Origin of the sequence: Rhodanobacter glycinis, assembly GCF_900114325.1 — a bacterium.
In the GTDB taxonomy this organism is placed as follows: Bacteria; Pseudomonadota; Gammaproteobacteria; order Xanthomonadales; family Rhodanobacteraceae; genus Rhodanobacter_A; species Rhodanobacter_A glycinis.
Genome location: NZ_FOSR01000003.1, coordinates 80,195 through 106,729, shown reverse-complemented (window position 1 = coordinate 106,729; position 26,535 = coordinate 80,195). Strand labels below are relative to the sequence as shown.

Below are 26,535 nucleotides of genomic sequence, written 5' to 3'. Positions count from 1 at the left end.
GCGAAAACTGCGGAGCCCGGCCGGCATGGATCACCCGGCCATAGCACGCCGGCTCAGTACCACTCGACCCGGCGCACGCTGCGCCCAAGTGCCTTCTCGACCCGCTTGCAGATCACCGGCACGGCATTCACCAGCACGGGATCGGCTGTCATTTTCAACATCGGGATGTCCTGGCTCGAATCACTGTAGGCCACCGCACTGGCGCGGATGCCGAGTGCCGCCAGCGCCTCCGGCTTGCGCCGCCCCACGTTGTGGCGCTGCATCCGCATGCCCGACCACCCCGGTTGCAGCGACGAGGCGACGACTTCGAGACCGTCAAGGCCCAGCTCGGCAAGCACGCTGCGTGCGAGGGTTTCCTCGCAGCCGGTCACCACCAGCACGCGATCACCCGCGGCCTGATGACGCCGCAACTGTTGCAGGCCATCGCGACAGAACTGGCGCGGACGACGCACCAGCGCGGCGCCGAACCGGGTGGCGATCTCGCGATAACGCTGCTCGCCCACCCCGCACAGGCCGATATGCACCAATGTGCGCATCGCCCGGCGGCGCGAGAATGGCAGGCACAACAGCAGCCACGGCAAGGCCAGCAGGGCCAGCGCCTTGCGCCACCACGCCCGTGCGTAGCGGTCGCGCATGAACAGGTAAAAGGAGTCGCCGTGGATCAGCACGCCGTCGAAATCGAACAGCACCACGCGCGACGCGGACGCGTCGCCGTCCGCCGTGGATGGCGTTGCCTGGAATTCCCCTGTTCCCATGCGTGTCAGGTCGTGGCGAACAATCGCTGCAGTTCGAGACCCGGGTTGTCCGCGCGCATGAACGCTTCGCCGACCAGGAACGCGTTGATGCCGGCGTCGCGCAGCAAGGCCACGTCCTCGGCGGTACGAATGCCGGACTCGGTGACCATGATGCGGTCGTATTCCATCAGCTCCTGCAGCTCGAGCGAGGTTTCCAGCGACGTCTCGAAGGTGCGCAGGTTGCGGTTGTTCACGCCCACCAGCGGCACCGGCAGCGCCAACGCACGCTCCAGCTCCTCGACATCGTGCACTTCGCACAGCACGTCCAGGTCCAGCTCGGCGGCCAGCATCGACAGGTCGAGCAGCGCGGCATCACTCAGCGCGGCGACGATCAGCAGGATGCAGTCCGCACCGATCGCACGCGCCTCGTACACCTGGTACGGATCGATCACGAAATCCTTGCGCAGCACTGGCAACGAACACGCGTCACGCGCCTGACGCAGGAACTCCTCGCTGCCGTGGAAGAAATCCTTGTCGGTCAGCACCGACAGGCAGGCCGCACCACCAGCTTCGTAGCTCTTCGCAATCGCGGCCGGGTCGAACTCCGGGCGAATCACGCCCTTGCTCGGACTGGCTTTCTTGACCTCGGCGATCACCGCCGGCAGGCCCTGGTCGATCTTCGCCTCCAGCGCGGCGGCGAAGCCACGCGTCGGCGGCAAGCCTTCGACCCGTGCCGCCAGCGCTTCCAGCGGCAACTGGGCACTGCGCTCGGCGATCTCCTCCACCTTGCGCGCGAGAATACGATTGAGAATGTCGGCCATGCGTGGTCACCGGCAGTCGGGGAAGGGAAACAACAAGGGGAATGGCGCCATCTTACCCGGCATTGGCCAATCGGCGCGTGACAGCCACGAAGGCTTCCATTTTCGCACGTGCCGCGCCGCTGGCAATCGTCGACCGCGCGCGCTCAATGCCCTCGCCGATGGAGCCGGCCACGTTCGCCGCATACAGTGCCGCACCGGCGTTCAGGCACACGATGTCATGCGGCACGCCGGGCTCGCCATCCAGTGCCTGCAACAGCATCGCCTTCGACTCCGCCACGTTGTCCACGCGCAGATTGCGACTGGAGGCCATCGACAGACCGAAGTCTTCCGGCTCCACCTCGTATTCACGCACTTCGCCGTCGCGCAGCTCACCGACCAGGGTGGCCGCACCCAGCGAAATCTCGTCCATGCCGTCGCGCCCCCACACCACCAGCGCATGACGTGCGCCCAGTTGCTGCAGTACGCGCACCTGGATGCCGACTAGGTCGGGATGGAACACGCCCATCAGGATGTTCGGCGCACCGGCCGGATTGGTCAGCGGCCCGAGGATGTTGAACAGCGTGCGCACGCCCATTTCCTTGCGCACCGGCGCCACCACCTTCATCGCCGGATGATGGTTGGGCGCGAACATGAAGCCGATACCGGTCTCGGCCAGGCAGGCAGCCACCTGCGCCGGCTTGAGCTCGATCGAGGCGCCCAGCGCCTCCAGCACGTCGGCACTGCCGGACTTCGACGACACGCTGCGGCCGCCATGCTTGGCGATCTTCGCCCCGGCCGCCGCCGCCACGAACATCGAGGCGGTGGAAATGTTGAAGCTCGACGCGCCATCGCCGCCGGTGCCCACGATATCGAGGAAATGCCCGCTGGCCGGCGCATCCACCTTCGCCGACAGCTCGCGCATCACCCGCGCCGCGCCGGTGATCTCGCCGATGGTTTCCTTCTTCACGCGCAGGCCGGTGATGATCGCCGCCGTCATCAGCGGACTCACCTGCCCGCTCATGATCTGGCGCATCAGCGAGATCATTTCGTCGTGAAAGATCTCGCGATGTTCGATCGTGCGCTGCAAGGCCTCGTGCGGGGTGATGGTGATCTCGCGCCCGCTCATGCCGCCAGCATCCGCCGCGGCAAGCCGAGGAAGTTGGCCAGCAGGTCGTGACCGCGCTGGGTCAGGATCGATTCCGGATGGAATTGCACGCCTTCGACCGGCAACGTCTTGTGGCGCAGGCCCATGATCTCGTCGATGGAGCCATCCGCGTTCTCGGTCCACGCCGTCACTTCCAGGCAGTCCGGCAGCGACGACTGCTCCACCACCAGCGAGTGGTAACGCGTGGCCTCGAACGGATCGGGCAAGCCGGCGAACACGCCCTCGCCGCGATGGCGTACCGGCGAAATCTTGCCGTGCATGATCTGCTTGGCGCGAATCACCCGGCCGCCGAACGCCTGCCCGATCGCCTGATGCCCCAGGCACACGCCAAAGATCGGAATCTCGCCGGACAACTCGCGCAGCAGGTCCAGCGACACGCCCGCGTCGTCCGGCGTACCCGGCCCGGGCGAAATCATGATGTGCGCCGGCTTCAGCGCACGGATGCCCGCCACGTCCAGCGCATCATTGCGCACCACCTTCACCTCCTGCCCCAGCTCGCCCAGGTACTGCACGAGGTTGAAGGTGAAGCTGTCGTAATTGTCGATCATCAGCAGCATGTCGGAATACATCCCATGATTTTTGGTGCCACGGCCCGCTGAAGGGCCGGACTCATTGGCGCCACCATACCCGCATTTCCCATGGGCGCAGGGATATGGCGATGCACCTTTGTCGCAGCAGAGGCCATTTTCACGCATTGCCGCCCGTGAACCAAGCTGAATCCGGCGCGTTCAGGCGTGGCTCCCACCCCTGCCATTTGGCCATCCATCTGTATTTGCGCAGATTTCGAAGATGACATCGCCGAGCCGTGGCGACGGAACCTGCCAATGAACTCAACCAGCGGCGGCCACGGCCAGCCCCGACACCACGCCCAGCGAGGCCTCGCCGCACACCAGCGGAATCTCCGGGAAACATGCCTGCACACAAGCCTGCAGGTGTGGCGAACGCGAGCTGCCGCCGGTCAGGAAGATGCCGCCCGGCGCTTCGCCCATGTCCTCGCGCGCCTGTGCCAGCAACTGCTGCAGCCGCTTGAGGAAATCGTCGGCGCCGCGCAGGAAGTCGTCGCGGTCCACGTCCACGGCCAGGTCGTTTTCGATGAAGTCCAGCAATGCACGGCTCTGCGCGGCTTCGCCCAGTTCGATCTTGATCCGCTCGGCCAGCCGGTTCAGCCGCGTGGTGGCGCCGAGTTCCTGCAGTGCGCGCAGGCGCGAGCCGAACGGTTCGTCGACCAGCCGGTAATTCTGCTGCCGGAACTCGCGCTGTTTGGGCAGGATGTGTACGCTGGCCGCTTCCACGAAATGGTGGGCCGGTATCGGTGCCTCACCCTTGCCGAAATGCGGCATGAAGCTGTGCAGGTTCAGGCCGATATCGAGATCGGTGCCGCCCTTGGTCAGGCCCCAGCTGCGATGGATGTGCGGCGCCTCGCCACCGCCCAGCTCGGCCCAGGCCAGGTCGGTGGTGCCGCCGCCGATGTCGACGATCAGCGTGCGCTGCCGCTCGGCCAGTTGCAGGTGGTAGTGCATCGCCGCGGCTGCCGGCTCCTCCAGGAACGAGACGTCGTCGAAGCCGGCCATGCCGGCCGCCTCGCGCAGCAGCTCCAGCGCCTGCTCGCCACCGGCTGCACCCATCGAGCTGCGGAACTCCACCGGCCGGCCGATCACCACGCCACGCACCGACACGCCAAGCTGGCGCGTGGCGGCCAATCGCATGTGTTCAAGGATGTGCGCGGCGATGTTGACGATGATCTTGCGTACCGGCGCATCGAGCCGGTAGCCGAGCATCGACTTCGGCGATTCGATCAGATGGCCGGCGCCTTCATCCAGATAGGCCTCGACGGCCTCCTCGCCGAACAGCGCCTGCTGGAAGCGATCGATCACCGTCGATGCGCTGCGCGTCTGCTCCTCCATCCACTGGCGCCGCACCACGCGGATCGCATCGCGCCGCAGTTGCGTTTCCGTGGCCTGCGCACGCTGCTGCCGCGAGGCACGCACGATCGACTCCACCTGCGCGGCCAGTGCCGGGGTGAGCTGAAAATCCTCGGGGTTGGGGATCTGTTCCGGGAAGAAGACCGCCGTGCGGAACTGCCTGGCGTCGCCGAAGCGGATCAGCTCCAGCCGTCCACCCACCAACGCAGCCGCCGCCGAATAACTGGTTCCGAAATCGATTCCGATGCGCATGCGATGCCACCGTGATGCAAGGGCAAGCCGGCCATTATGGCAGCATCGGGTAATCCCGGTGACTCGCGCAGACGCATGACGGCGCGTGCCCGCGGCGATGACGGACAACCAGACAGACGGCCGCTCCGGGTCGGCCGCCGGATGATGCCCCCACGTGATCGCGCTACAGCGCGCGATCGACAGCTGCGGCGATAGCCGCCATGGCCTGGCCCGTCGGGTGATAGGGAACCGGCGCGAACACGCGGGGGTTCGGCGGAAACCGGAAACCGGACACCCACGGATCGGCAGCACACACGTCATGAGCCATGGTCACGGCCGAAGCCGCGACCAGCTTCACGTGATCGGCCTTCGCCGCCTCGGCGGTGATTCGCGCCAGTTGCGCGGCCACGCGGCGCCCGGCCGCGATCTGTTCCGGCGACAACGGCAAACGCTGCGGGCAGGAGCCATGGGACGGAAGAATGTTGGTGTAATCGGCCAGCACGATCTCGGCATGGGGCGCACGCGCACGGATCTGCGCGATGATGCGATGGAACTGCATCGGCAAGCGGCGCGACGCCGCCTGCACCTGATCCTCGGGCACCACCTTGCAGTCCTGTGGATGCCAGGCAGCGGGCACTGCGTCGGGGCGACGCAGGCACGATTCGGCCCACAGATTGCCGATGTAGGCGAGATCGTTGCCGCCTATGGTGATCGTGACCAGGCGCGTATCGGCATCCACCGCATCGATTTCGGGTGGCTGCCCGGCCTGCGACCTGTCCAGGATGTCCGCGGTCGTCGCGCCGGCGCAGGTCATGTCCACCAAGTGCAAACCGCGCTTGCGCGCCAGCACATGCGCGTAGTCGGCCGTCGAGCGCGCGCAACCTGGCGGACTGCCCGGCACGCGCGTCGCCACGCCGGGCCCGGACGCGAACGAACTGCCCATGGCGACGTAGGTCGCACCGTGGGTCGGCCCGGCGGCCAGCGCGGGTGCCGCGATGCCAGCAAGCAACACGGACAGGCATGGCAACAGAAGTTTTTTCATCGACGCACCTCGATCAGATGATGGGAAACCGAAGCCCTCCGCGCTTGCAGGCTGGTGGCCGACAAGACCACACGTTGCACGGCAGGTATCGCTCACGTGGTGATGCAGCGTCCAGCGCTCCCGCGAAGCGGCCCTGCGGCACAAGCGCTGCTGCCGGCTACGGCTGTGCGCCGGCGCGGATCACCGCCTGGTTGATCGCGCGTACCTTCGCCTCGTCCACTTTTTCCACCTTGCGGTCGTAGGTGTACAGGCCGTTGTGCTCGCCCTCGACATCGGTGATCTGGGTGTAGACGCTGCCGGACATGCCCTTGGGCACGCCCTTGTCGAGCAACACCTTGGTGTTGGCGACGTAGCCCGCGTTCAGTGCGGCGCGATCCTTCACCGCGCCGTAGGGATTGATCGGCGTGTTCGGCCAGACGTGACCGGGAATGCCCAGGGTCAGGCCGCCGTGTTCGCCATCGATGGCGGCGCGCTGCGCATCCGGGCTGGGCAGGCCGGGCCCCTGGTAATCGTGCACGTCATACACGTCGCCGGCATGCGGGTCGCCCTTCATGTCACAGCAGTTGGCGCCGCTGCGTGCATCGACCAGGCGCGAGGGATCGAGTTGCTTGATCTGCGCCGCCAGCTCCGCGGCAGCCGGGATGCTCCACTGGCCCCAGCCTTCGTTGAACGGAATCCAGCCGATGATCGAGGTCTCGCCCTTGAGCTGATCGACGATCGCGGTGACCTGGGCGCGGAAGTTGGCCTTGTCCGCGGCACTGAGCTTGTCGTTGCTGCCGGTGGGCAACGCCGGCATGTCCTGCCACACCATCAGGCCGATGCGGTCGGCCCAGTAATACCAGCGCGCCGGTTCCACCTTGATGTGCTTGCGAATGGTGTTGAAGCCCAGGTCCCTGGTCTTCTGGATATCGAACTTCAGCGCCGCGTCGGTGGGCGCGGTGTAGATGCCGTCGGGCCAATAGCCCTGGTCCAGCGTGGCCAGCAGGAAGGTCGGCTTGCCATTCAGCACGATGCGATTGCGGCCGCCCACCTTGGCAATGGCGATGCTGCGCAGGCCGGCGTAGCTGGTCGCGTGATCGCTCTGCCCGCCCGCGTCGAGCGCGGCCTTGAAGGTGTACAGGAACGGATCGTGCGGGCTCCACAAGTGCGGATGCGCGATGGCCAGGTGCAGCGGCTGGTTGGCCGGTCCGCTGGCCTCGCCCACCGCCTTGCCGTCCGCGTAAGCGGTGACGTGCAGCATCGCCGCATGCTCGTCGCCATGCACGCGCGCGGTCACGGTGAACGCATCCAGGCTGCGCGCAGGAGTGAAGGTCAGTTGCGCCAGACTGGTGGCCGGCACCGGTTCCAGCCATGCCGTCTGCCAGATGCCCGAGGCAGCGGTGTAGAAGATGCCGCTCGGCTTCAGCCGCTGCTTGCCGATCATCACGTTGGCGCCGTCCACCGGCGCATGCACGGCGACGACGATCTCCTGTGGGCCGTGCGCGCGCAGCTCGGGCGTGATGTCCGCGCTGAACGAGGTGTAGCCGCCGACATGGTGCGCCACCTGCTTGCCGTTGACGTAGACCGTGGCCTCGCGGTCCACCGCGCCGAAATTCAGGCGCACGTGCTGGCCATGCGCGGTGAAGCCGGCGGGAATCGTCACCAGCCGGCGGTAGAACATGAAGTCCGCATGCTTCTGCACACCCGACAACACCGACTCGATCGGATACGGCACCAGCACCTTCCCCGCCAGGGTCTTGCCGAACGGTGGCGCGGCCTTGCCATCAGTCGCCGCGTACTGCCACAAGCCGTTGAGGTTCAGCCACTGCGGGTGCGCCAGCGAGGGGCGAGCCAGTTGCGGGCGCGGATAATCGGGCAAGGCATTGCGAGGCGACACTTCGGCCGTCCACGGCGTAGCCAGTGGGGCCATCTTGCCGGACCAGGTGGCCACTTGATCCGGTGCCGCCATCGCCGGCACGACGAAACCCATTGCCATGGCCAACCCAAGGCTGGCGCCCATGCGCCGCATCCCGATACTGCCGATCATCCGCCCTCTCCTCGTGGTCATGTCGATGCGGCGAAGGCACCGCCATGCCCGAGGGTGGACAATTGTCCGACAAATGTCCAGCATGGTGGTTGCAAACTGTCGACCTGCCCCACCACTGCCACCGCCGCATGGAGAATCCCCTGATGATTGCCTGGCGAAAATTGCCATCGATGGTTCTGGCCGCAGCGCTCTGCGTGCTGGCCAACACGCCCGCACATGCGCTCGACAACGGCCTTGCACGCACCCCGCCGATGGGCTGGAACAGCTGGAACACGTTCCACTGCGACGTCAGCGCCAAGCTGATCGAGGCCACTGCCGACATCATGGTCAGCTCCGGCATGAAGGCGGCCGGCTACCGTTACGTCAACATCGACGACTGCTGGCTGCTCAAGCAGCGCGGGCCGCACGGCGAGCTGGTGGCGGACCCGGCGAAGTTCCCGCAGGGCATCAAGGCGGTGGCCGACTACGTGCACCGCAAGGGGCTGAAACTCGGCATCTACGAGTCGGCCGGCACCATCACCTGCGCCGGTTACCCCGGCAGCCTCGGTCACGAGAAGCAGGACGCGAAGGAGTTCGCACGCTGGGGCGTGGATTACCTCAAATACGACAACTGCGGCGACTACCGCGGCGAGACCTATCCGCAACGCTACACCGCCATGCGCGATGCGCTGCGCGCGACCGGGCGCCCGATCGTCTACAGCCTGTGCGAATGGGGTAATCAGTCGCCATGGAACTGGGCGCAGGCCATCGGCAACTCGTGGCGCACCACCCAGGACATCACCCCGCGCTGGCATACCGACCAGCCGGCCAACGGCTATCCCCAGGGCATCCTGGACATCCTCGACCAGCAGGCCGCGCTGTCGCACGCCTCCCGCCCAGGCGCGTGGAACGACCCGGACATGCTGGAAGTGGGCAACGGCTACCTCAACAACGACGAAAACCGTGCGCACTTCAGCCTGTGGGCCTTGCTCAACGCGCCGCTGATCGCAGGCAATGACCTGCGCAAGATGTCGAAGGACGTGCGCGCGATCCTGACCAACCGCGAAGTGATCGCGGTGGACCAGGACTGGGGTGGTCGCCAGGGCTATCGCGTGCACCGCGACGGCAACGCCGACGTCTGGGCCAAGCCGATGTCCGACGGTTCGGTGGCGGTGATCCTGCTCAACCGCGGCAGCGGTCCGCTGCACATCGCCACCAGCGCAACGGCGATCGGCTTGAAGTCGGCTTCAAGCTATACCGTGCGCGACCTGTGGCAACACCATAGTTCGACCAGCGCCGGTGCCATCGAAGCCGACGTGCCCACCCACGCGGTGGCCATGTTCCGCGTATGGGCCGGCAAAGCGCCAGCCGACACCGGGACTCCCGGCTGAGACACGGTCAACTCATGGCGTCGCGCCCTGGCGCGGCGCCAGCAGCGCGGCGGAAATGCCCGCGTCCTGCAGATGCGCCGACAACGCACGACCCAGCACCAGTTGCGCGCAGGCCTCGGCCATCGCCGCACTGGTCTGGATGCCGTAGCCACCTTGCGCCGCGACCCAGAAGAAGCCTTCCGCGTCCGGCGCGAAACCGCCCACCAGGTTGCCGTCCGGCACGAAGGAGCGCAGGCCGGCCCAGCTTCGGGTCGGCCGGCGGATCGTCATCGTGGTGATTTCCTCGATGCGATGAATGCCCAGCGCGATGTCGAACTCTTCCGGCTGCACATCGTGTGGCGGCACCGGATCGGCATTGGCGGGCGAGCCGAGCAACAGGCCGGCATCGGGCTTGAAGTAGCAGCTTTCGTCGGCCGCCATCACGAACGGCCAGCTTGCCGTGGCCATGCCTTCCGGCGGTTCGAACAGAAAGGCCGAGCGTCGCTTCGGCTGCAGTCCCAGCGGAGCGACGCCGGCCAGGCGCGCCACGTCATCGGCCCACGCCCCCGCCGCGTCGAGCAGCAGCGGCGCGCGGAATCGCGACTCACCGCAATCGATCTCCCAGTGCCCTTGCGCGCGCTCGATCGTGCGGATGTCGGCATTCGCCAGCAGTTGCCCGCCGCGCTCGCGCAGTCCGCGCAGGAAACCCTGGTGCAGCTCGTTGACGTCGATGTCGGCAGAGCCCGGCTCGTACAGGCCGAGGCATGCCGCTTCCGGTCGCAGCACCGGCACCATGCCGAGCAAGGCGTCGGTACCCAGCAGGTGCAGGTCGCTGACAAACGGCGCGTTGGCATCGTGCATCGCCCGCACCTGGTCGGCCTGCTCCGCCGAGCCGATCACCACGGTGCCGCGCGGCGTGAGGATGGGATGCGCGGCGAAGCCGCTCGGCGGGCGTTCCAGAAACGGACGCGTGGCACGCGTCAGCGCACGCACCTGGGCAGAGCCATAGGTTTCGCTGAACAAGGCCGCCGAGCGGCCGGTGGAATGCACGCCCGGCCACGCCTCGCGCTCCAGCACCAGCACGCGCGCGTGCGGCGCCAGAAACCAGGCCACCGAGGCACCGGCCATGCCGGCGCCGATGACGATGGCGTCGAATGTGTTCTCATGCATATCGGCATTCCGTCCAGACGTTCCCTCCTGCAGGGAAACCCGAATAATTCCATTGATGCGTCATTCCAGCTTTCGCTGGAATGACGGAGTTATTCGAGTTTTCCTGCGGGAGCAGTTCAAGGTAAATCCTGCGGTTCGGGTCGAGGCCGGGTCACTCCGTTCCGGCCTCTTGCTGCATGCCGGGAGGCGGCCCGGCCGCATCGCGGCGCGACTGCCGCACCACCACGCTGTTCACGGTGAGGTCGGCGGTGACGTTGCCCAGCGTGGCGAAGACATCCGGCAGCGTGTCGACGGCAAGCATCAGGCCCAGCGGCCCCAGCGGCACGCCCATGGCTTGCGCCACCGGCAGGTTGGTGGCCATGAAGGTGACCTGCCCGGGCAGGCCGACCGAGCCCAGGCTGATCACCACGGCCAGCGCCGCGCCGGCAATCAGTTGCGCCGCGCTGAGGTCGATGCCGCTGGCCCAGGCGATGAAGCAGGCCGAGGCCACGTATTGCACCGGGCTGGTGAGGCGACACAGCGACACCGCCATCGGCAACACCAGCGCATTCACCTGCGGTGGATAACCGAGCCGCTCTTCCGCGCTTTCCAGCATCGCCGGCAACGACGCCAGCGACGATTGCGTGCTGGCCGCCACCGCCTGCGCCGGCGCCAGCGCGACGACGAATCGGCGCAAGCGCTCGCCGCCCCACAGCACCGCCACCGGCAGCATCAACGCGGTCACCAGCAGGTAGAGCAGGATCTCGGTCAACACGTACACGCCCAACGCGCGCACCATGCCCACGCCGGCACGCGCGCACACCGCCAGGATCAGCGCGAACACGCCCAGCGGCGCCAGCCACAGCACCCAGCGCACGATCACGATCATCGCGTCCGCCACTGCCTGGAAGAATTCCACCAGCAAGGCACGCCGCGAGGCCTGCAACCGGGTCAGTGCAAACCCCAGAAACAACGCGAACACCACCAGCGGCAACATCGCGCTCTGCGCCGCGGCCATCAGGGCATTGCTCGGCACGATGTCCTCGAACCAGTGGGACCAACCGGGCACGGCCCCGGACGGCGCCTGCGCCGCGTGGCCAGCCAGCACCGCACCCAATTCGGGGTTGTGCGGAAACAATGCAAACAGCGGCGGCGCGACCAGTGCCGCCACTGCCGCACCACCGGCCAGCAGCACGATGATGGTGACCAGCGTGCGCCGCGCGATGCGTCCGGAAGCCGCCGCGTCGCTGGCGGTATTCACGCCCACCACCACCAGCGCCAGCACCAGCGGCACCACCGTCATCTGCAAGGCGTTCAACCACAGGTGGCCGATCGGCTGCGCGACATCCGCGGCGTGCGCCGCCCATGCCGGCGCCCACGCCGCAAGCGCCAGACCCACCAGTGCGCCGGCCGCGAGACCCGACAGTACGCGCGTGGTGGCGCTCATCGGCCACCCTGCGTGGACGGCAACTGCCAGCCATGACGCAGGCGTGCGTATTCGTTCTGCGGCAACAGCACGAAAATCGGATGCGCCTGCGGCTTCAGCCACGCCAGCAAACGGCGCATGGTGGCGGGGTTCATCGCGGTGCAGCCGGTGGTGCCGGTATCCGGCGTTTTCCACAGATGGCCGAAGATGCAACTGCCACCCTGCGGCACACCGTTCGGGTTGTGCTCGATCACGAAGCCGAGCCGGTAGCGCTGATCGCCCTGGAAATGCAGATCGCGCCGCATCGGTTCGCTGGAGCCCTTCAACGCCGCCGCGCCTACCTTGGCGGTGTCAGCGATGTGGTTGTACAACGGCGAGCCGCTGACGTCCATGCAGTAGTCGGTGGCGGTGAGCGCGAGGTAGGGCATCGTCGTGTCCGCATGGGCGGCGTAACCGAACGTGGTGCCAATGCGGAACACGCCGGCCGGGCTGCGGCCGTCGCCTTCGCGCTTCTGTGGGCCGTCGTGCTGCGCCGGACTGAGACCGATGCCCCAGGCCGCGCCGCTGTGGCCGATCACCACCGGCCGGGCCTTGCCTGCTTCGTGCCACGCACCGCCATCACTACGCTCGTAAGTTCGCAGCGTGCCCTGCATCGCATTCCAGCCGGGGACGGTGACCAGCACCATCTGGCGAGCATCGGACCAGGCGGCGGGGGCATCGCCGGCGACGACGTTGCCGGACAGCGCGAGCCCGGCGATCAGCAGTGTGACGAGACGGTTACGCATGGATGTGGAATCCTCCAACGAAGGAATTCCTCTCCCTTCGGAAGAGGGTGCCGGCAGGCGGGTGAGGGTTCGGGCGGAGACGGGTGTCACGGCGACACCGCACCCTCACCCCAACCCCTCTCCCGACGGGAGGGGGGTTAAAAATCGCAGCACGGATGGACGTCCGGACGACCATCACGGCTCCAGCATCTGCTGGATGCGATCCAGGTTCGCCACCAGTTGCGCATGGCGCGAATCGTCGCTTTCGCACAGACGCACGAAGATGCCATCCAGCAGGTGCTGCAACGCGGATTGATAGAGCAGCGGCTGGATGTACGGCTGCTCGTCGTGCGCGGACACCAGCAAGGCAATGTCCGCCAGCGTGCGCAGCGGGTTGGCGGTATGCCGGGTCACGCTGATCACCTGGCCACGGCGCTCGCGGAAATAACGGCTGATCTTGCACAGCGCCGGGTGGTTGCCGTGTTCGGAAAACACCAGCAGCACGTCGCCGGCACTGGCCGCGGAAACGTTGGCGGTCATCCGCGCGGTATCGAAGTTGTGCACGGTGAGGATGCCCAGCAACGACAGTTTCAGCGCGAAGCCGCGCGCGTAGATGTCGTCGTCGCCCAGGCCGATGATGAACACCTTGCCGCTGCGTCCGGCCGTACCGATCGCCCCGGCCACGGCGGCGAGCGTCTGCGACGTGTTGATCAGCCGGGTGGCCTCCTCCGCCTCGGACTTGCGCCGCCACAGGCCACCGGCCGACGAATCGTCCGTTTCGCCGCCGGCATGCGCCGTGGCTTGTTCAACGCCGCCATTGTCGGCGCGGGCAATCGCCTCGCCTACCGAATACTTCAGGTCGGGATAGCCCTTGAAACCGAGCTTCTGGGTGAACTTGACCACGCTGGACTGGCTGATGCCCAGCGCGTTGGCCAATTGCTGCGAAGAGTAGTCGCGCAACAACTGGGCGTTGTCCAGGATGAAATCCGCGATGCGACGTTCCACCGCCGACATCTGGTCGCGTTCGGAGCGGATCTTGACGAGGGGCGACATGTCGGATCGGGTTCCTGCTCAGGCGGCGATATCGGTTTCCAGCCCACGGATCTCGCGGATGCCCAGACCCGGTGCATCCGTCACCGAGATCTCGGATTCGTTGAAGATTACCCCACCGTCCACCGGATTGAACTGGCACAGCGAGGGGCCGTCCAGGTCGACCTTGGTGATCACGTCGGCCTTGGCCACCGCCACGTGCACCGCGGCGGCCACGCTGATGCTGGTTTCCAGCATGCAGCCGATCATGCATTCGATGCCATGCATGGCCGCGATGTCGGCAATCCGGATGGCATTGGAAATGCCCCCGGTCTTCATCAGCTTGATGTTGATGATGTCGGCCGCGCGCAGCCGGATCAACTCGATCACCTCCATCGGCCCGAACACGCTTTCGTCGGCCATTACCGGCGTGTGCACGCGCTCGGTGACGTAGCGCATGCCGGCCAGGTCACGCGCCTTCACCGGCTGCTCGACCAGCTCCAGCTTGATGCCGGCATCCTCCAGCGTCTGCAGCGCATATACCGCCTGCTTCGCGGTCCAGCCCTGGTTGGCGTCCAGCCGCAGCAACGCGCGGCCTTCCACCGCGGCATAGATCGCCTTGACCCGCTCGATGTCCACGCCGATGTCCTTGCCCACCTTGATCTTCAGCGATTCGAAACCGCGTTCCACGGCACTGATGGAGTCGGCCACCATCTTGTCGATGTAGTCCACGCTGATGGTGATGTCGGTGGTGATCACCGGATCGCCGCCACCGAGCAACTTGTACAGCGGCGCCTTGTACAACTGGCCCCACAAGTCGTACAGCGCGATTTCCACGGCCGCCTTGGCGCTGGTGTTTTTCTCCATCGAGGACTGCACCAGGCCGGCAAGCCGATTGAGGTCGGCCACGTCCTGGCCGATCAGCCGTGGCGAAATGTAATGGCGGATCGCGTCGATGATGGAGCCATGGGTATCGCCCGTGATCACCGCCGTGGCCGGGGCTTCGCCATAACCGATGTGGCCGGTGTCGGTATGCACCATGACCACGATGTCCTCGACCTGGTTGACGGTCCGCAGCGCCGTCTTGAACGGCGTCTTCAGCGGAACCCGCAGCATGCCGAATTGAATGTCGGTAATTTTCATGGAGAGCCGTGTCCGTGAGTTCGATGGAAATTCGTCGACCGTCTGTCGCCGGCGATCAGCGACGCATGCGCACGATGCTGGTCATGTGGTCGATGAAGGTGGTGCCGTCCTTGCCGTACAGCATCGGCAACAACGGCGTGACCGACACCGCGTTGAGCTTGACGTGCGCAGTGGAACCGTCGGGCTTGAGGTAGCTCATGCCCAGCACGTCGTGGATCACCCACGGCTGGCCCTGCCACTGGCCCAGCACCATCATCACGTGGCCGGGGATGTAGACCAGGTCGCCGAGCCGGAGCTGCATCGCCGCCTTCAACCGCACCTCGTGGCTGTCGGCGGCAGTGAACAGGCGATGCGCCAGCGCCGGGCTCACGCCCTGGTCACTGGTGTTGCGCGGCATCTGCACGCCCATGCTGCGATAGACGTCGGAGACGAAGCCCGAGCAGTCGCGACCGTCGTAGGCATGGCCCCAACCGTAGCGCTCGCCAAGGAACTTGAACGCCTGGGTGATCAGGTTGCGTGGCGTCAGCGGCAGGTAGTCGCCGGCGGTGTCGGTGTTCTTCTGCAACAACGCGGGCACCAGCGCGAGACTGCCGTCGTCCTTGCGCATCGGCAATTGCAGCGTGTACGAGGTGTACGGGGTCTGGCCGTTCACCGGCTGGTCGGGCGGCAGCGTGGTCAGCAGCGGCACGCGCGTGGCCATGTCCAGCTGCAATTGCGACACCGCCGGCTGCTCGGGGGTGAATACCGTGCGCACACTGGCGCCGGTGACCACCCGGTACGGCGTTTTCGCGGCGTAACCGAGCACCACGTTCTTCGGTGCTTCGGCCACGTACTTCTTTTCCATCCATGCCGCGTAGCGCGGGCTGATCACGAACAGCCACCGGCCATCCCCGCTGGTGTGCACGATGGCCACCGGCGTACCGGGAAATTCGGCGCTTTCCTGGAAACGGTCGATGTCGGTATCGCCCTGCCGACTGAACACACGCAGCATGGTCGGAAAGCTGCGCAACGCGGCACGATGCACCACCAGGCCATAGCGCACCGGCTGTTGCGCAGGGATCGCGCCCAGTGCCAGCTCGCTCATCAGGCTATCCAGCGTGGCCTTGGGCACCGGCTGGCCATGCACGTCGAAAAGCGTGTGCGTGGGTCGTTTCGAACGGTGCTCGATCCAGCCGGTCACCTGCGCCCGCGACACCGACGCGGGCAATGCGGCGAGGTCGTGCATCGACGGATCGAGCTTCAGCAGTTTCGCGTTCTGCGCATCGATCTGCGCGCGGGTGAGGATGGGCTGGTCAGGCGTGGCCTGCAGGCCGATCCAGAACGTCGGGGTGAGCTGCGCCTCGCCCACGCCGAGCACGCCGCTCGGCGGTATCGGCAACGTGCCGGCTGCATCGCGCGCCTGCAACGGTGCATGGGCGAACACGAAGGCCAACGCCAAAGCCGCGAACATCGAACGTTTCATCGCTTCACTCCTACATCGCCGCCGCGTGCGACATCAGGCTGGCCACCACCAGGCCAAAACCGGTTCCGAGGATATAGCCGAGCAAGGCCAGCAGGACGCCCACCGGCACCAGCGACTTCGAATAGCTGGCGGCCAGCACCGGCGTGGCCGCCACCCCGCCGATGCACGCCAGCGAAGAGATGCCACACAAATACAGGTCGAAATGGAACAGCCGCGCCAGCAGCACCAGCAGCGTGGCGTGGATGGCAATCACGGTGAACCCGCAGGCGATGTACAGCGGCGCCTGCGCGATACCCTGGAAATTGCTCTGCGAGGCCAGCACCGCCACCACCACGATCAGCAGCGCGCTGGAAATCGCCCCCGCGCCCGGGAAGCGCGCCACCGGCGTGTGCGCCACCAGCAGCCCCGCCACGGTGGCCAGCAGGATCGCCCAAGTCGTCGCCGACACCATGTTTGACGTGGGCAGCTTGCCGCCCAGCCATACCGAGAGCGCACCTACCGCCAGCGCCGCGCCCAGCCACAGCAGCACGTTGTCATATCGGATCGGTCCGATCGCCGGTCGCTCAGCCACGACCAGGTCACCGCTGGATTTTGCCCGCGTCCAGCGGTTGAACGCGGTTGCCAGCGGCCCGATCGAGAACAGCACCACCACCCAGGTCGAATAACCCAGTGCGTCGGTGAGCAGCGAGAAAGCCAGCATCGAATCGGGCATGCCGATGGCCTGCTTCACCGCCACCATGTTGGCGCTGCCGCCCATCCAGCTGCCGGACAGTGCAGCCAGCGGCATCCAGCCATTGCCCGCTGGCAGCCATTGGCGATAGATCAGGAAGGCCCCCATGAACGCCGCGAACAGGCATGCCGAAGTGCAGGCAAATACCGCCAGCACGCGTGGACCCAGGGCGAAGATCGCACGCAAATCGCAATTGATCATCAGCAGGAACAACAGCGCCGGGATGGCGCGCCCGATCACCGTCGCTTGCGCAGCATGGATCTCGGCATTCACCTGCCACAGCCCCGACACCGAGAGCGCCGTGACCACCAGATAGGTCAGCACGATCGGCGGCAGCACATTGAACACGCGCCAGCCGGAGTAACGCTCGACCGCCGGGAACAGGCCAGCGACCAGCAGCATCACCGCGAGATAGGGCCAGACCGTGTGGATCATCGTTTCCCCTTGCCATGGACTGCTGCCGGACGTGCAGGCGCAGCCAGTCTACTTCGAACTGGAATACTTAATTCAACAAATAACAGTTTGAAGCATAAATTATTGACCATCGATTGCAAGCATGCTACACAGCCACCTCGGGGAAAACTTAGCGGGGTGTTCCACGGTGAGAACCGCACCACTTCCGATCATCATGATGCAACACGGGCTGCGTCTGCTGCTTGCCGGCTCGTGGCTCGCCGCCACCTGCGTGGTCGCGGGCGCGGCGCCAGCGACGACAGCGGACACGACCCACCGGATCGCCGCCAGCATCGACGCCGGCCAGTTCCAGACCGCGACCGCCAACATCGATGCCGCGCTAGCCCAACCCGGGCTGGACGCCGCCACCCGCCGGGCACTGCTGTTCCAGCGCGAGCGCATGCGCCGCATCGGCATGGATTTTTCGCTCGACGCGACCACGCTGAAGGCGCGCATCCGCGAACAGATTCCCGACCTGCGCGAGGACGAGTTCCAGCGCTGGGACGCCCACGGCCTGTTCGAGCACATGGTGATCGACGGCCATCTCCGTTACTTCAAGCGCGACGCCGCCAACCTGTACCGGCTCAGCGCCGAGGCCGCCGCGCGTCGGGCCCATCCCGCACCGTTCAATGACGATCCGTACGGAACGCTGGGCGACTATCACCGGTCCGTGCGCCAGGCCGCGCTGGCCAGCCATCGCAGCAGCGTGGAAGCGCATCGCGTGCGCATTACCCAGACGCTGACGGTGGATGCCGACGCGGTGCCGGCCGGTCAGGTCGTGCGCGCATGGATTCCCTATCCGAAACCGCTGCCCGGCCAGCAGGACGACATCCGCTTCATCGCCAGCGTGCCGGCGAAGCACGAACTCGCGCCAGCCAGCGCCCCGCAGCGCACGGCCTATTTCGAGAAAACCGCACAAGCCGGCAAGCCCACCCGTTTCTCGGTCACCTACGAGCTGACCCTGTCCGCGCAGTACCACGTCATCGACCCGGACAAGGTGGTGCCGGCGAAGATCACGCCGGAACTGGCGCCCTACGTGGCCGAACGTCCGCCGCATGTCGTGTTCACCGAGCAGATGCAGCTGTTCTCGCGACAGGTGGTCGGCAACGAAAAGAACCCGTACCGCATCGCGCAGAAGCTGTTCGCCGCGGTGGACGACATTCCCTGGGCCGGTGCGCGCGAGTACTCCACCATCGGCAACCTCAGCGATTACGCGCTGCACGCCGGCCACGCCGATTGCGGCCAGCAGACCATGCTGCTGATCACCTTGCTGCGGATGAACGGGATTCCCGCACGCTGGCAGTCCGGCGCGATCTTCGCGCCGGGCGGCTACGACGACATCCACGACTGGGGCCAGCTCTACCTGGCGCCCTACGGCTGGATTCCGATGGACGTGACCTTCGGACGCTTGTATCCGGGCGCTCACCCGAAACCGGGCGATGCCGCACTGGAATGGTTCTACCTCGGTGGACTGGATGCCTGGCGCGTCGCCTTCAACAGCGACTTCGGCCGGGACTTCGTGCCGGCCAAGCACGACTTCCGTTCCGACACCGTGGATTCGCAGCGCGGCGAGGTCGAGTGGAGCGGGGGAAACCTCTACTACGACCAGTGGCACTACGGCTTCAACTGGACGCCGGTGTCCGGGCCTGCCGCATCGGCGCAGGGAAACGCGCACCACTAAACCACCACCGCTTTTCATATATGGCATCGACGGCGTCGATGGGGAGATGGGGAATATGAGCAGCAGCCGATACTTTCGCAGGACCGTGTTGTGCGCGGCGCTGGGCCTCGGCCTGTCGTCGCTGGCGATGACCCCGGCACGGGCCGGCAATACCGATGGTGCGGTGGTCGGGCGGACCCAGGCCGCCGCCACGTTGACCATCACCAGCCCCTCCACCGGGCTGACCCGAACCATTGTCGCGGACAGCCACGGCAACTACCGCTTTCCGTTCCTGCCCGTCGGCCGCTACGTGCTCACCGCCAGCAGCGCGGGACATGCCCTGGGCGAGCCGCAAAACGTCACCGTGAGCCTGGGCAACACCACCACCGTGGATGTGGGCATCAAGACCGCAGCGACCGAGCTGGCCGCGGTGAACGTGGTCAGCAGCACGCTGCCGATCATCGACGTCACCTCCACCGAATCGGCCACCAACATTTCCCACGCCCAGCTCCAGCGCCTGCCGGTGGAGCAGAACGTGGCTTCGGTGGCGATGCTGGCGCCCGGCGTGGTCAAGGGCAATGCCGGCATCGGCGGCATCTCCTTCGGCGGCTCGTCGATCGCCGAAAACGCGTTCTACGTCAACGGCCTCAACGTCACCGACTTCTACAACCGCAACGGCTTCTCGGAAGCGCCGTTCGATTTCTACCAGGAATTCCAGGTCAAGACCGGCGGCTACTCGGTGGAGTTCGGCCGCACCACCGGCGGCGTGGTCAACGCGGTGGCCCGCACGGGTACCAACGAATTCAAGTTCGGCACCACCATCACCATGGAGCCGGGCAACTGGCATTCGGTGGCACTGAACCGCTACGACGCCGACGGCAACCGCTACATCACCTCCAGCCGCGATCGGCAGTCGCTGATCAAGACCAATGTCTGGGCGTCCGGCCCGATCGTGAAGGACAAGCTGTTCTTCTTCGCGATGTACGAGCAGCGCGGCAACTCCCCGCGCAACACCGATGACCTCGGTGAGATCATGAACGAGCACAACGGCGACAACGGCTTCTGGGGCGCCACCGTCGACTGGAACATCACCGACAGGAACACGCTGTCGCTGATGGCCTTCTCCGACAAGGACCACGACGTCGACAGCGTCTACGGCTACGACTACGCCACCGATACGGAAGGCGCGCGCACCAACGTGGTCAACAACCGGACCGGTGGCCGCAACTGGGCGCTGACCTGGAGCAGTTACCTCACCAACGACTTCTCGATGAAGTTGATGTACGGCAAGAACCAGCGCCAGTCCAACACCGAGTCGCAACTCGACGAGCAATGCAACGTCGTGGCTGCCACCAGCGCGGTGCTGAACCAGTATCCGCCGGGTGCGGCACTGGGCTGCACCAACAGCTCCACCGTGTATGCACGCACCGACAAGCGCACCCAGTACCGTGCCGACTTCGAATGGACGCTGGGCAACCACCTGCTGCGTTTCGGCTACGACCACGAGAAGGACGTCTCCGACTACGCGCGGCACTACGCCGGTCCGGGCGGCTACTACTACAACGTCTACGCCACCACGCCCGGCAGCACCATCGACAATGGCGGCGTGGTGCCACCCGGCTACAACGCCTACGTCCGCGCCCGCCAGTACGTGATCGCCGGCACCTTCCCCACCATCAACTCGGCGGTGTACCTGGAAGACAACTGGTCGATCACGCCGAACCTGGTGCTCAACGCCGGCATTCGCAACGACAGCTTCGACAACGAGGCCGCCAACGGCCAGAGCTACATCAAGATCGACAAGCAGATCGCGCCGCGCCTGGGTTTCTCGTGGGACGTGAAGGGCGACGCCACGATGAAGATCTTCGGCAATCTCGGCCGTTACTACCTGCCGGTGGCCAACGTGATCAACATCAAGCAGGCTGGTGGACTGCTCGACCGGCGCACCTACTACGGTTTCGATGGCTGGGAAACCCAGACCCTCAACGGCGTGTCGTACGTGGTGCCCAGGCTCGGGCCGCAAATCGGCAACGTGGACGAATCGCAGGGCAATGGCACCGTCGGCGACCTGCGCTCCGAGGTCGACCGCCACATGGATCCGGTCTACCAGGACGAAGCCATTCTCGGCTTCCAGCAACTGCTGAGCGCGAAGTGGTCGTGGGGCGTGCGTGGCATCTACCGGCGCATGCACAACGCGATCGACGACATGGAAATCAGCGCCACCCCGCAATGCGGCGGCAATGGCTACGTGGGCTGGGTGATGGCCAACCCCGGCAAGAATGTCACGGTGTGGGGCGACACCAACTGCGATGGCACGCCGGACGGCTGGGTCACCATCAACACCGCCAAGTACGGCTGGGCGATGTACGACTCGGCCGGCAACTACCTGGGCCAGCGCGGCTGGAAGAAACCCAAGCGCACCTATGGCGCCTTCGAATTCCAGCTCGACCGCGCATGGGACGAGAAGTGGTCGCTGAACGCCTCGTACACGATCGCGTGGAACCGTGGCAACGCGGAAGGCCCGGTCAACTCCGATACCGACTTCGACGATACCGGCCGCACCGAAAACTGGGACAACCCCTACGTCAATCTCAGCAACGGCTTCCTGCCCAACGATCGCCGCCACCAGCTGAAGGTGCGCGGCACCTACGCGCTCGCCAAGCACTGGCAGGTCGGCGCCAACCTCGAGCTCAACTCGGGTGGGCCGATCACCAGCTACGGCGTGGGCAATCCCTATGACGCCACCAACTATCACAGCTACTTCATCTGCGTGGACAAGTGCGGTTCCATTCCCGGGCAGTTCGACGCGGACGGCAACCCGGTGCAATACCCCTCCGAAGACCGCGTCTACCACGAGGTGAAACGCGGCAACTACGGGCGCCTGCCGTGGACCTATACCGTCGACGCCAACATCACCTACCTGCGTCCGTTCGACGGCGGCACCCTGCGCGTGAAGCTGACGGCGTTCAACCTGTTCAACCAGCAGCGTACGGTGCAGGTGGACCAGGACCTGCAAACCAGCATCTCCAACTCCACCAACAGCACCTTCCTGCAACCGTTCATCTTCCAGCCTCCGCGTTACGTGCAGCTCGCCGTAGCCCTCGATTTCTGACGGCCTCCCCGCGTGGCGACCCGCACAGCTTGCGGGTCGCCTTTTTTTGATTCCACGAGCAAGCCCATGAGCACGCTGTCCATCCAGCAGACTGCCACCGGCATGGACGCCAGGTCCTCGGCGCAGTTCGACGGCGTCGATCTCGCCGCGCTCGCCGGCCGGCTCGGCACGCCGCTCCACGCCTACTCCGCCAGCGCGATCCGCCAACGCATCAACGCGCTGCAGCAGGCGCTGCATGGCCTCGACGCGACGATCTGCTACGCCGTCAAGGCCAACGGCAATCGCGCCATCCTCGAACTGATGGCCGCGGCGGGACTGGGTGCGGACATCGTCTCCGCCGGCGAACTGCGCCGCGCATTGCAGGCGGGCATCCCGCCCGAGCGCATCGTGTTCTCCGGCGTGGGCAAGAGCGAGGACGAGATCGCCGGCGCACTCGACGTGGGCATCCGGCGCTTCAACGTGGAATCGCTGGACGAACTGCATGCCATCGAACGACTGGCCTCGACGCAACACACCACCGCACGCGCCGCGGTGCGCATCAACCCGGACGTGGACGCGCTCACCCACGCCAAGATCGCCACTGGCAAGTCGGAGAACAAGTTCGGCGTAAGCATCGACGAGGCACGTCACTGGTTCGCCGCGCGCGAACAACTGCGGCACGTGCGACTGGACGGCCTGCACGTGCACATCGGCTCGCAGATCCTTTCGCTGGAACCGTTCCGTCTCGCCCTGCAGCGCGTGGCCGCGTTCTGGCACGAGCTGCGCGAGGCCGGTCATCCCATTGCCAGCATCGATGTCGGCGGCGGCCTCGGCGTGCGCTATCGCGAGGACGACACGCCGATCGCGGCGGAAGACTATGCGGCGACCATCCGCGAGGCGCTGGCCGGCTTCGACGGGGATCTGCTGCTCGAACCTGGCCGCTATCTGGTGGCCGAAGCCGGCGTATTGCTGACCCGCGTGATACGCATCAAGCACGGCGAAGCGCGCGACTTCCTGGTGCTGGACGCGGCCATGAACGACCTGGCGCGCCCGAGCCTGTACGACGCCTGGCACGATATCGTGCCGGTCGCGAACGAGGCCCGACCGGAAACCGTCTACGACGTGGTCGGGCCGGTCTGCGAAACCGGCGACACCTTCGCCCGCGACCGCCGCCTGCCCGCCTGTGCCGCCGGCGACCTGTTGATGATCCGCACCACCGGCGCCTATGGTGCCTCGATGGCCTCCACCTACAACTCGCGGCCCCTGGCCGCCGAGGCGCTGCTCGATCGCGGCCGCTACGCCGTGGTTCGCAGGCGCCAGCATTTCGAGGAAATGACCGCCGGCGAACCATCGGCCCGGCATTGGGAGACGGCATGAAACATTTTTCACCGCACACGCTCATGCTTGGCGCGCTGGCATCGGGCCTGCTCGCCTTTGGCCAGCCCGCCGCCGGCGCCACGCAAACGGCCCGGCTCGCCGATCCACCGATCACCATCGACACCCACGTCGACATCCCGTTCACCTACATGCGCGAGCCACGCTTCGATGTCGGCAAGGACACCCGATTGCTGGTCGACCTGGGCAAGATGGAACGCGGCGGGCTCAATGCCGCGTTCTTCGTGATCTGGGTGCCACAGGGGCCGCTCACGCCCGCGGGCTACGCCAAGGCCGTGCGCCAGGCCGAGAAAAAGTACGAAGGCATCGAACGCATGCTGATGCGCTATCCCGACCGCATCCGCCTCGCCACCACGCCCGCGCAGGCCATGGCCAACCGCCGCGCCGGCCTGCTCTCGGCCATGATCGGCATCGAGAACAGCTATTCGCTCGGCCACGACATCCATCGCCTGGATGCCGCCTACGACCGGGGCGCGCGCTACGTGGGACTGGTCCACGTGGGCGACAACGATCTGTGCACCAGTTCGTTGCCGGACACGAAGTACGGCGAGCCGGCCATGAACAGCGCGGGCGACAAGGGCATGAGCGCGTTCGGTCGCCAGGTGGTGGCACGCGCCAACCAGCTCGGCATGATGGTCGATATCTCGCACGCCTCCGATCGCTGCGTACGCGACGCGCTGGCCTATTCGAAGGCACCGATCATCGCCTCGCACTCCGGTGCGCGCGCCGTGCTCGACCACCCGCGCAACCTGCCCGACGACCTGCTGCGCGCGATCGCCGCCAAGGGTGGCGTGATCCAGGCGGTGGCATACAAGGAATTCCTCAAGCACGACCCCGGTCGCGAGGCCGCCGAAAAGAAGCTGCAGGACGCCGTGGCCAAGGCCCATGGCGACGCCGAATACGACAGCGACAAGGACGACTACCTGCCAGCGATGGCCCGAGGCATGGCCGAGATCGAGAAGACATACCCGTTGCCCACCCTGGACGACTACGTGAAGCAGATCCGGCACATGGTGCAGGTGGCCGGGATCGACCACGTGGGCATCGCCTCGGACTTCGATGGCGGCGGCGGCATCACCGGATGGAAGGACGCCAGCGAAACCCGCAACGTCACGATGGCGCTGCGCCACGCCGGCTTCAGCGATGCCGACATCGCGAAAATCTGGGGCGGCAACCTGCTGCGCGTGTGGGGCGAGGTGGAACGCGATGCACAACGCTGAGCGCCTGGGCACGCCCGACATCAATCACCTGCTGGAGACCAACATGCTCGTCATCCCAGCGAAAGCTGGGATCCAGCGCCTTCGTCGCCCGATCGAAACCACAAGGCACTGGGCCCCAGCTTTCGCTGGGGTGACGGTGAGGCTGTTCCGTGCCTTGGCGTTTCCCTGCCTCTTGCTCGGGCTGGTCCTTCCAGCACAGGCCGCTCAGCAAGACCGCACCGCCACCTACGACCCCATCCTCGACGCCGTGGTGGCGCGCTACCACCTGCCCGGCATCGCGCTGGGCGTGATCGAGCACGGCCAGGTGGTCTACATCGGCACGCGCGGCGAGACCATCGCCGGCTCGGGCCACAAGATCACCCCGCGCACGCTGTTCAAGATCGCGTCCAACAGCAAGGCGATGACCACGGCCTTGCTCGGCCGGCTGGTCGACCAGGGCAAGCTGCACTGGAACGACCCGGTGACGAAGTACCTGCCGGACTTCCGCATGCACGACCCGTGGGTCACGAAGAACATGCGCGTGGCCGACCTGCTCACCCACTCCAGCGGCCTGCCCGAGGGCGGCGGCGACCTGATGCTGTGGCCCCAGCCGAATGCCTTCACCCGCGCCGACATCATCCATGGGCTGCGCTACATCAAGCCTGGCTACAGCTTCCGCTCGAAGTACCAGTACGACAACCTGCTTTACGTGGTGGCCGGCGAAGTGGCCGCCGCCGCGGGTGGCACGCCCTACGAAACACTGATGCATCGCGAGGTGTTCCAGCCGCTCGGCCTCGACCGTTGCCAGGTCGGCCGGTGGAACCGCGACGCGGTCGGCGACGTGGCCGAGCCGCACTACCGCGATGGCACGCGCAACATCCCGATGCGCGAGGATGGCCCGGTGATCCCGGCGATCACCTCCGCGCCGGCCGGTGGCATCCGCTGCGACCTCGACGACATGCTCAGCTGGGCACGCAACTGGCTGGCTCCCACGCCGGCGCAGTTGCAGTGGCTGTCGGCGAAGCAACGCCGCATCCTGCAGGCGCCGCACATGCTGATTCCGGTCTCCACGCAACGTCGCGAATGGGATCACTCCCACATCATGGCCTACGGTTTCGGCTGGCGCATGGCCGATGTCGATGGCCACTGGACGGTATGGCACACCGGCACGCTGGCCGGCATGTATTCCGAACTGATGCTGTTGCCCGACCGGCAAAGCGGCTTCGTGTTCCTGATCAACGGCGAGGCCGAAAGCGCACGCACCGTGCTGGGCGAAGTGCTGCTCAAGCACTTCACCGCACCGGGCGACGCGCGCGGCGTCGCCTGGTACGCCGATGCGCTGGCGCGCGCGGACAAACAGGCAACAACCCGTGCCGCCGCTCCCGACACCTCCGCCGCCAGGCCGGTCGCGCCAGTCGCCCTGGCGGCATGGACCGGTCGCTACCGCGATCCCTGGCTCGGCGAGATGCTGCTGTGTCCGAACCATGGCCGCGTGCACTTCGCCGTCGCCAAATCGCCCCGGCTCAACGGCGACCTCATGCAACTGGGCAACCGCGACCTGGTGCGCTGGACCGACCGCAGCGTGGCGCCCGACGCATGGCTGGATTTCCATCCGGCGCAAGACGGCCATCCCGCTACGCTGAGCATGGCCAAGGTCGATCCGCTGGGCGATTTCAGCTCCGACTACGAAGACCTGCACTTCACCCGCACGGGGGACTGCCCATGAAACACCGACTTCCCGTAGGAGCGCACCCTGTGCGCGAAG

At 66.3% G+C, this 26,535-nt stretch carries 20 protein-coding genes; 6 read left to right on the top strand and 14 right to left on the bottom strand.

The features are described from left to right. Positions 1-53 precede the first annotated feature (53 nt). The 7 genes from BMY90_RS04435 to BMY90_RS04405 form a co-directional block, all read right to left on the bottom strand. Complete coding sequence (locus BMY90_RS04435; protein ID WP_092701986.1) at positions 54-755, bottom strand: HAD family hydrolase; 702 nt, start codon at positions 753-755, stop codon at positions 54-56. 5 nt (positions 756-760) lie between these two features. Beyond that, entirely contained in the window at positions 761-1,555 is a 795-nt protein-coding gene (gene trpC / locus BMY90_RS04430; RefSeq protein WP_008216815.1) for an indole-3-glycerol phosphate synthase TrpC, read from the bottom strand. 52 nt (positions 1,556-1,607) lie between these two features. After that, on the bottom strand, positions 1,608-2,660 hold the full coding sequence (trpD, locus tag BMY90_RS04425) for an anthranilate phosphoribosyltransferase (protein WP_008216812.1): 1,053 nt from the start codon (positions 2,658-2,660) through the stop codon (positions 1,608-1,610). Next, a complete protein-coding gene (locus tag BMY90_RS04420; protein ID WP_092702320.1) occupies positions 2,657-3,256 on the bottom strand; it encodes an anthranilate synthase component II in 600 nt (199 codons plus the stop codon). Before BMY90_RS04420 ends, trpD begins: the two co-directional genes overlap by 4 nt. 273 nt (positions 3,257-3,529) lie before the next feature. Then, positions 3,530-4,873 (bottom strand): Hsp70 family protein, encoded by a 1,344-nt coding sequence (locus BMY90_RS04415; RefSeq protein WP_092701984.1) that lies wholly within the window; start codon positions 4,871-4,873, stop codon positions 3,530-3,532. Positions 4,874-5,036: 163 nt separating this feature from the next. Continuing rightward, positions 5,037-5,894: an SGNH/GDSL hydrolase family protein gene (locus BMY90_RS04410; protein WP_092701982.1), complete on the bottom strand. Its 858-nt coding sequence runs from the start codon at positions 5,892-5,894 to the stop codon at positions 5,037-5,039. Between the two features lie 157 nt (positions 5,895-6,051). Further along, a complete protein-coding gene (locus BMY90_RS04405; protein ID WP_217638548.1) occupies positions 6,052-7,920 on the bottom strand; it encodes a glycoside hydrolase family 2 protein in 1,869 nt (622 codons plus the stop codon). A 143-nt stretch (positions 7,921-8,063) separates the two neighbouring features. Between BMY90_RS04405 and BMY90_RS04400 the strand changes: the two genes are divergently transcribed. Beyond that, on the top strand, positions 8,064-9,290 hold the full coding sequence (locus BMY90_RS04400) for a glycoside hydrolase family 27 protein (protein WP_092702318.1): 1,227 nt from the start codon (positions 8,064-8,066) through the stop codon (positions 9,288-9,290). 12 nt (positions 9,291-9,302) lie between these two features. Here BMY90_RS04400 and BMY90_RS04395 read toward each other — a convergent pair whose 3' ends face one another. The 7 genes from BMY90_RS04395 to BMY90_RS04365 all read right to left on the bottom strand — a co-directional run bounded on the left by BMY90_RS04395 (position 9,303) and on the right by BMY90_RS04365 (position 17,407). Beyond that, a complete protein-coding gene (locus tag BMY90_RS04395) occupies positions 9,303-10,439 on the bottom strand; it encodes an NAD(P)/FAD-dependent oxidoreductase (RefSeq protein ID WP_092701978.1) in 1,137 nt (378 codons plus the stop codon). 151 nt (positions 10,440-10,590) lie between these two features. Beyond that, the gene (locus tag BMY90_RS04390; RefSeq protein WP_092701976.1) at positions 10,591-11,865 is read right to left on the bottom strand and encodes a dicarboxylate/amino acid:cation symporter; all 1,275 of its coding nucleotides are present in this window, start codon (positions 11,863-11,865) and stop codon (positions 10,591-10,593) included. After that, positions 11,862-12,629 (bottom strand): L,D-transpeptidase family protein, encoded by a 768-nt coding sequence (locus BMY90_RS04385; RefSeq protein WP_008211200.1) that lies wholly within the window; start codon positions 12,627-12,629, stop codon positions 11,862-11,864. Before BMY90_RS04385 ends, BMY90_RS04390 begins: the two co-directional genes overlap by 4 nt. A 174-nt stretch (positions 12,630-12,803) precedes the next feature. Beyond that, entirely contained in the window at positions 12,804-13,661 is an 858-nt protein-coding gene (locus BMY90_RS04380) for a MurR/RpiR family transcriptional regulator (protein ID WP_008211202.1), read from the bottom strand. A gap of 18 nt (positions 13,662-13,679) precedes the next feature. Further along, positions 13,680-14,780 carry a dipeptide epimerase gene (locus tag BMY90_RS04375; protein WP_008211204.1) on the bottom strand — a complete coding sequence of 367 codons (1,101 nt, stop codon included), beginning with the start codon at positions 14,778-14,780 and terminating at the stop codon, positions 13,680-13,682. Between the two features lie 55 nt (positions 14,781-14,835). Then, positions 14,836-16,242: a C40 family peptidase gene (locus tag BMY90_RS04370; protein ID WP_092701974.1), complete on the bottom strand. Its 1,407-nt coding sequence runs from the start codon at positions 16,240-16,242 to the stop codon at positions 14,836-14,838. Positions 16,243-16,252: 10 nt separating this feature from the next. Beyond that, positions 16,253-17,407, bottom strand: a complete 1,155-nt coding sequence (locus BMY90_RS04365; RefSeq protein ID WP_092701972.1) for a DUF819 family protein — start codon at positions 17,405-17,407, stop codon at positions 16,253-16,255. A gap of 196 nt (positions 17,408-17,603) precedes the next feature. Here BMY90_RS04365 and BMY90_RS04360 point away from each other — a divergent pair, with 196 nt between their 5' ends. The 5 genes from BMY90_RS04360 (at position 17,604) to BMY90_RS04340 (ending at position 26,496) form a co-directional block, all read left to right on the top strand. Continuing rightward, positions 17,604-19,106 carry a transglutaminase-like domain-containing protein gene (locus tag BMY90_RS04360; protein ID WP_092702316.1) on the top strand — a complete coding sequence of 501 codons (1,503 nt, stop codon included), beginning with the start codon at positions 17,604-17,606 and terminating at the stop codon, positions 19,104-19,106. Positions 19,107-19,161: 55 nt separating this feature from the next. Continuing rightward, positions 19,162-22,197: a TonB-dependent receptor gene (locus BMY90_RS04355; protein ID WP_092701970.1), complete on the top strand. Its 3,036-nt coding sequence runs from the start codon at positions 19,162-19,164 to the stop codon at positions 22,195-22,197. Positions 22,198-22,263: 66 nt separating this feature from the next. Beyond that, the gene (lysA, locus tag BMY90_RS04350; protein WP_092701968.1) at positions 22,264-23,553 is read left to right on the top strand and encodes a diaminopimelate decarboxylase; all 1,290 of its coding nucleotides are present in this window, start codon (positions 22,264-22,266) and stop codon (positions 23,551-23,553) included. Next, positions 23,550-24,791 (top strand): dipeptidase, encoded by a 1,242-nt coding sequence (locus BMY90_RS04345; protein WP_092701966.1) that lies wholly within the window; start codon positions 23,550-23,552, stop codon positions 24,789-24,791. The genes lysA and BMY90_RS04345 overlap by 4 nt, the downstream gene beginning before the upstream one ends. A 136-nt stretch (positions 24,792-24,927) precedes the next feature. After that, a complete protein-coding gene (locus BMY90_RS04340) occupies positions 24,928-26,496 on the top strand; it encodes a serine hydrolase (RefSeq protein WP_245734893.1) in 1,569 nt (522 codons plus the stop codon). Positions 26,497-26,535 lie beyond the last annotated feature (39 nt).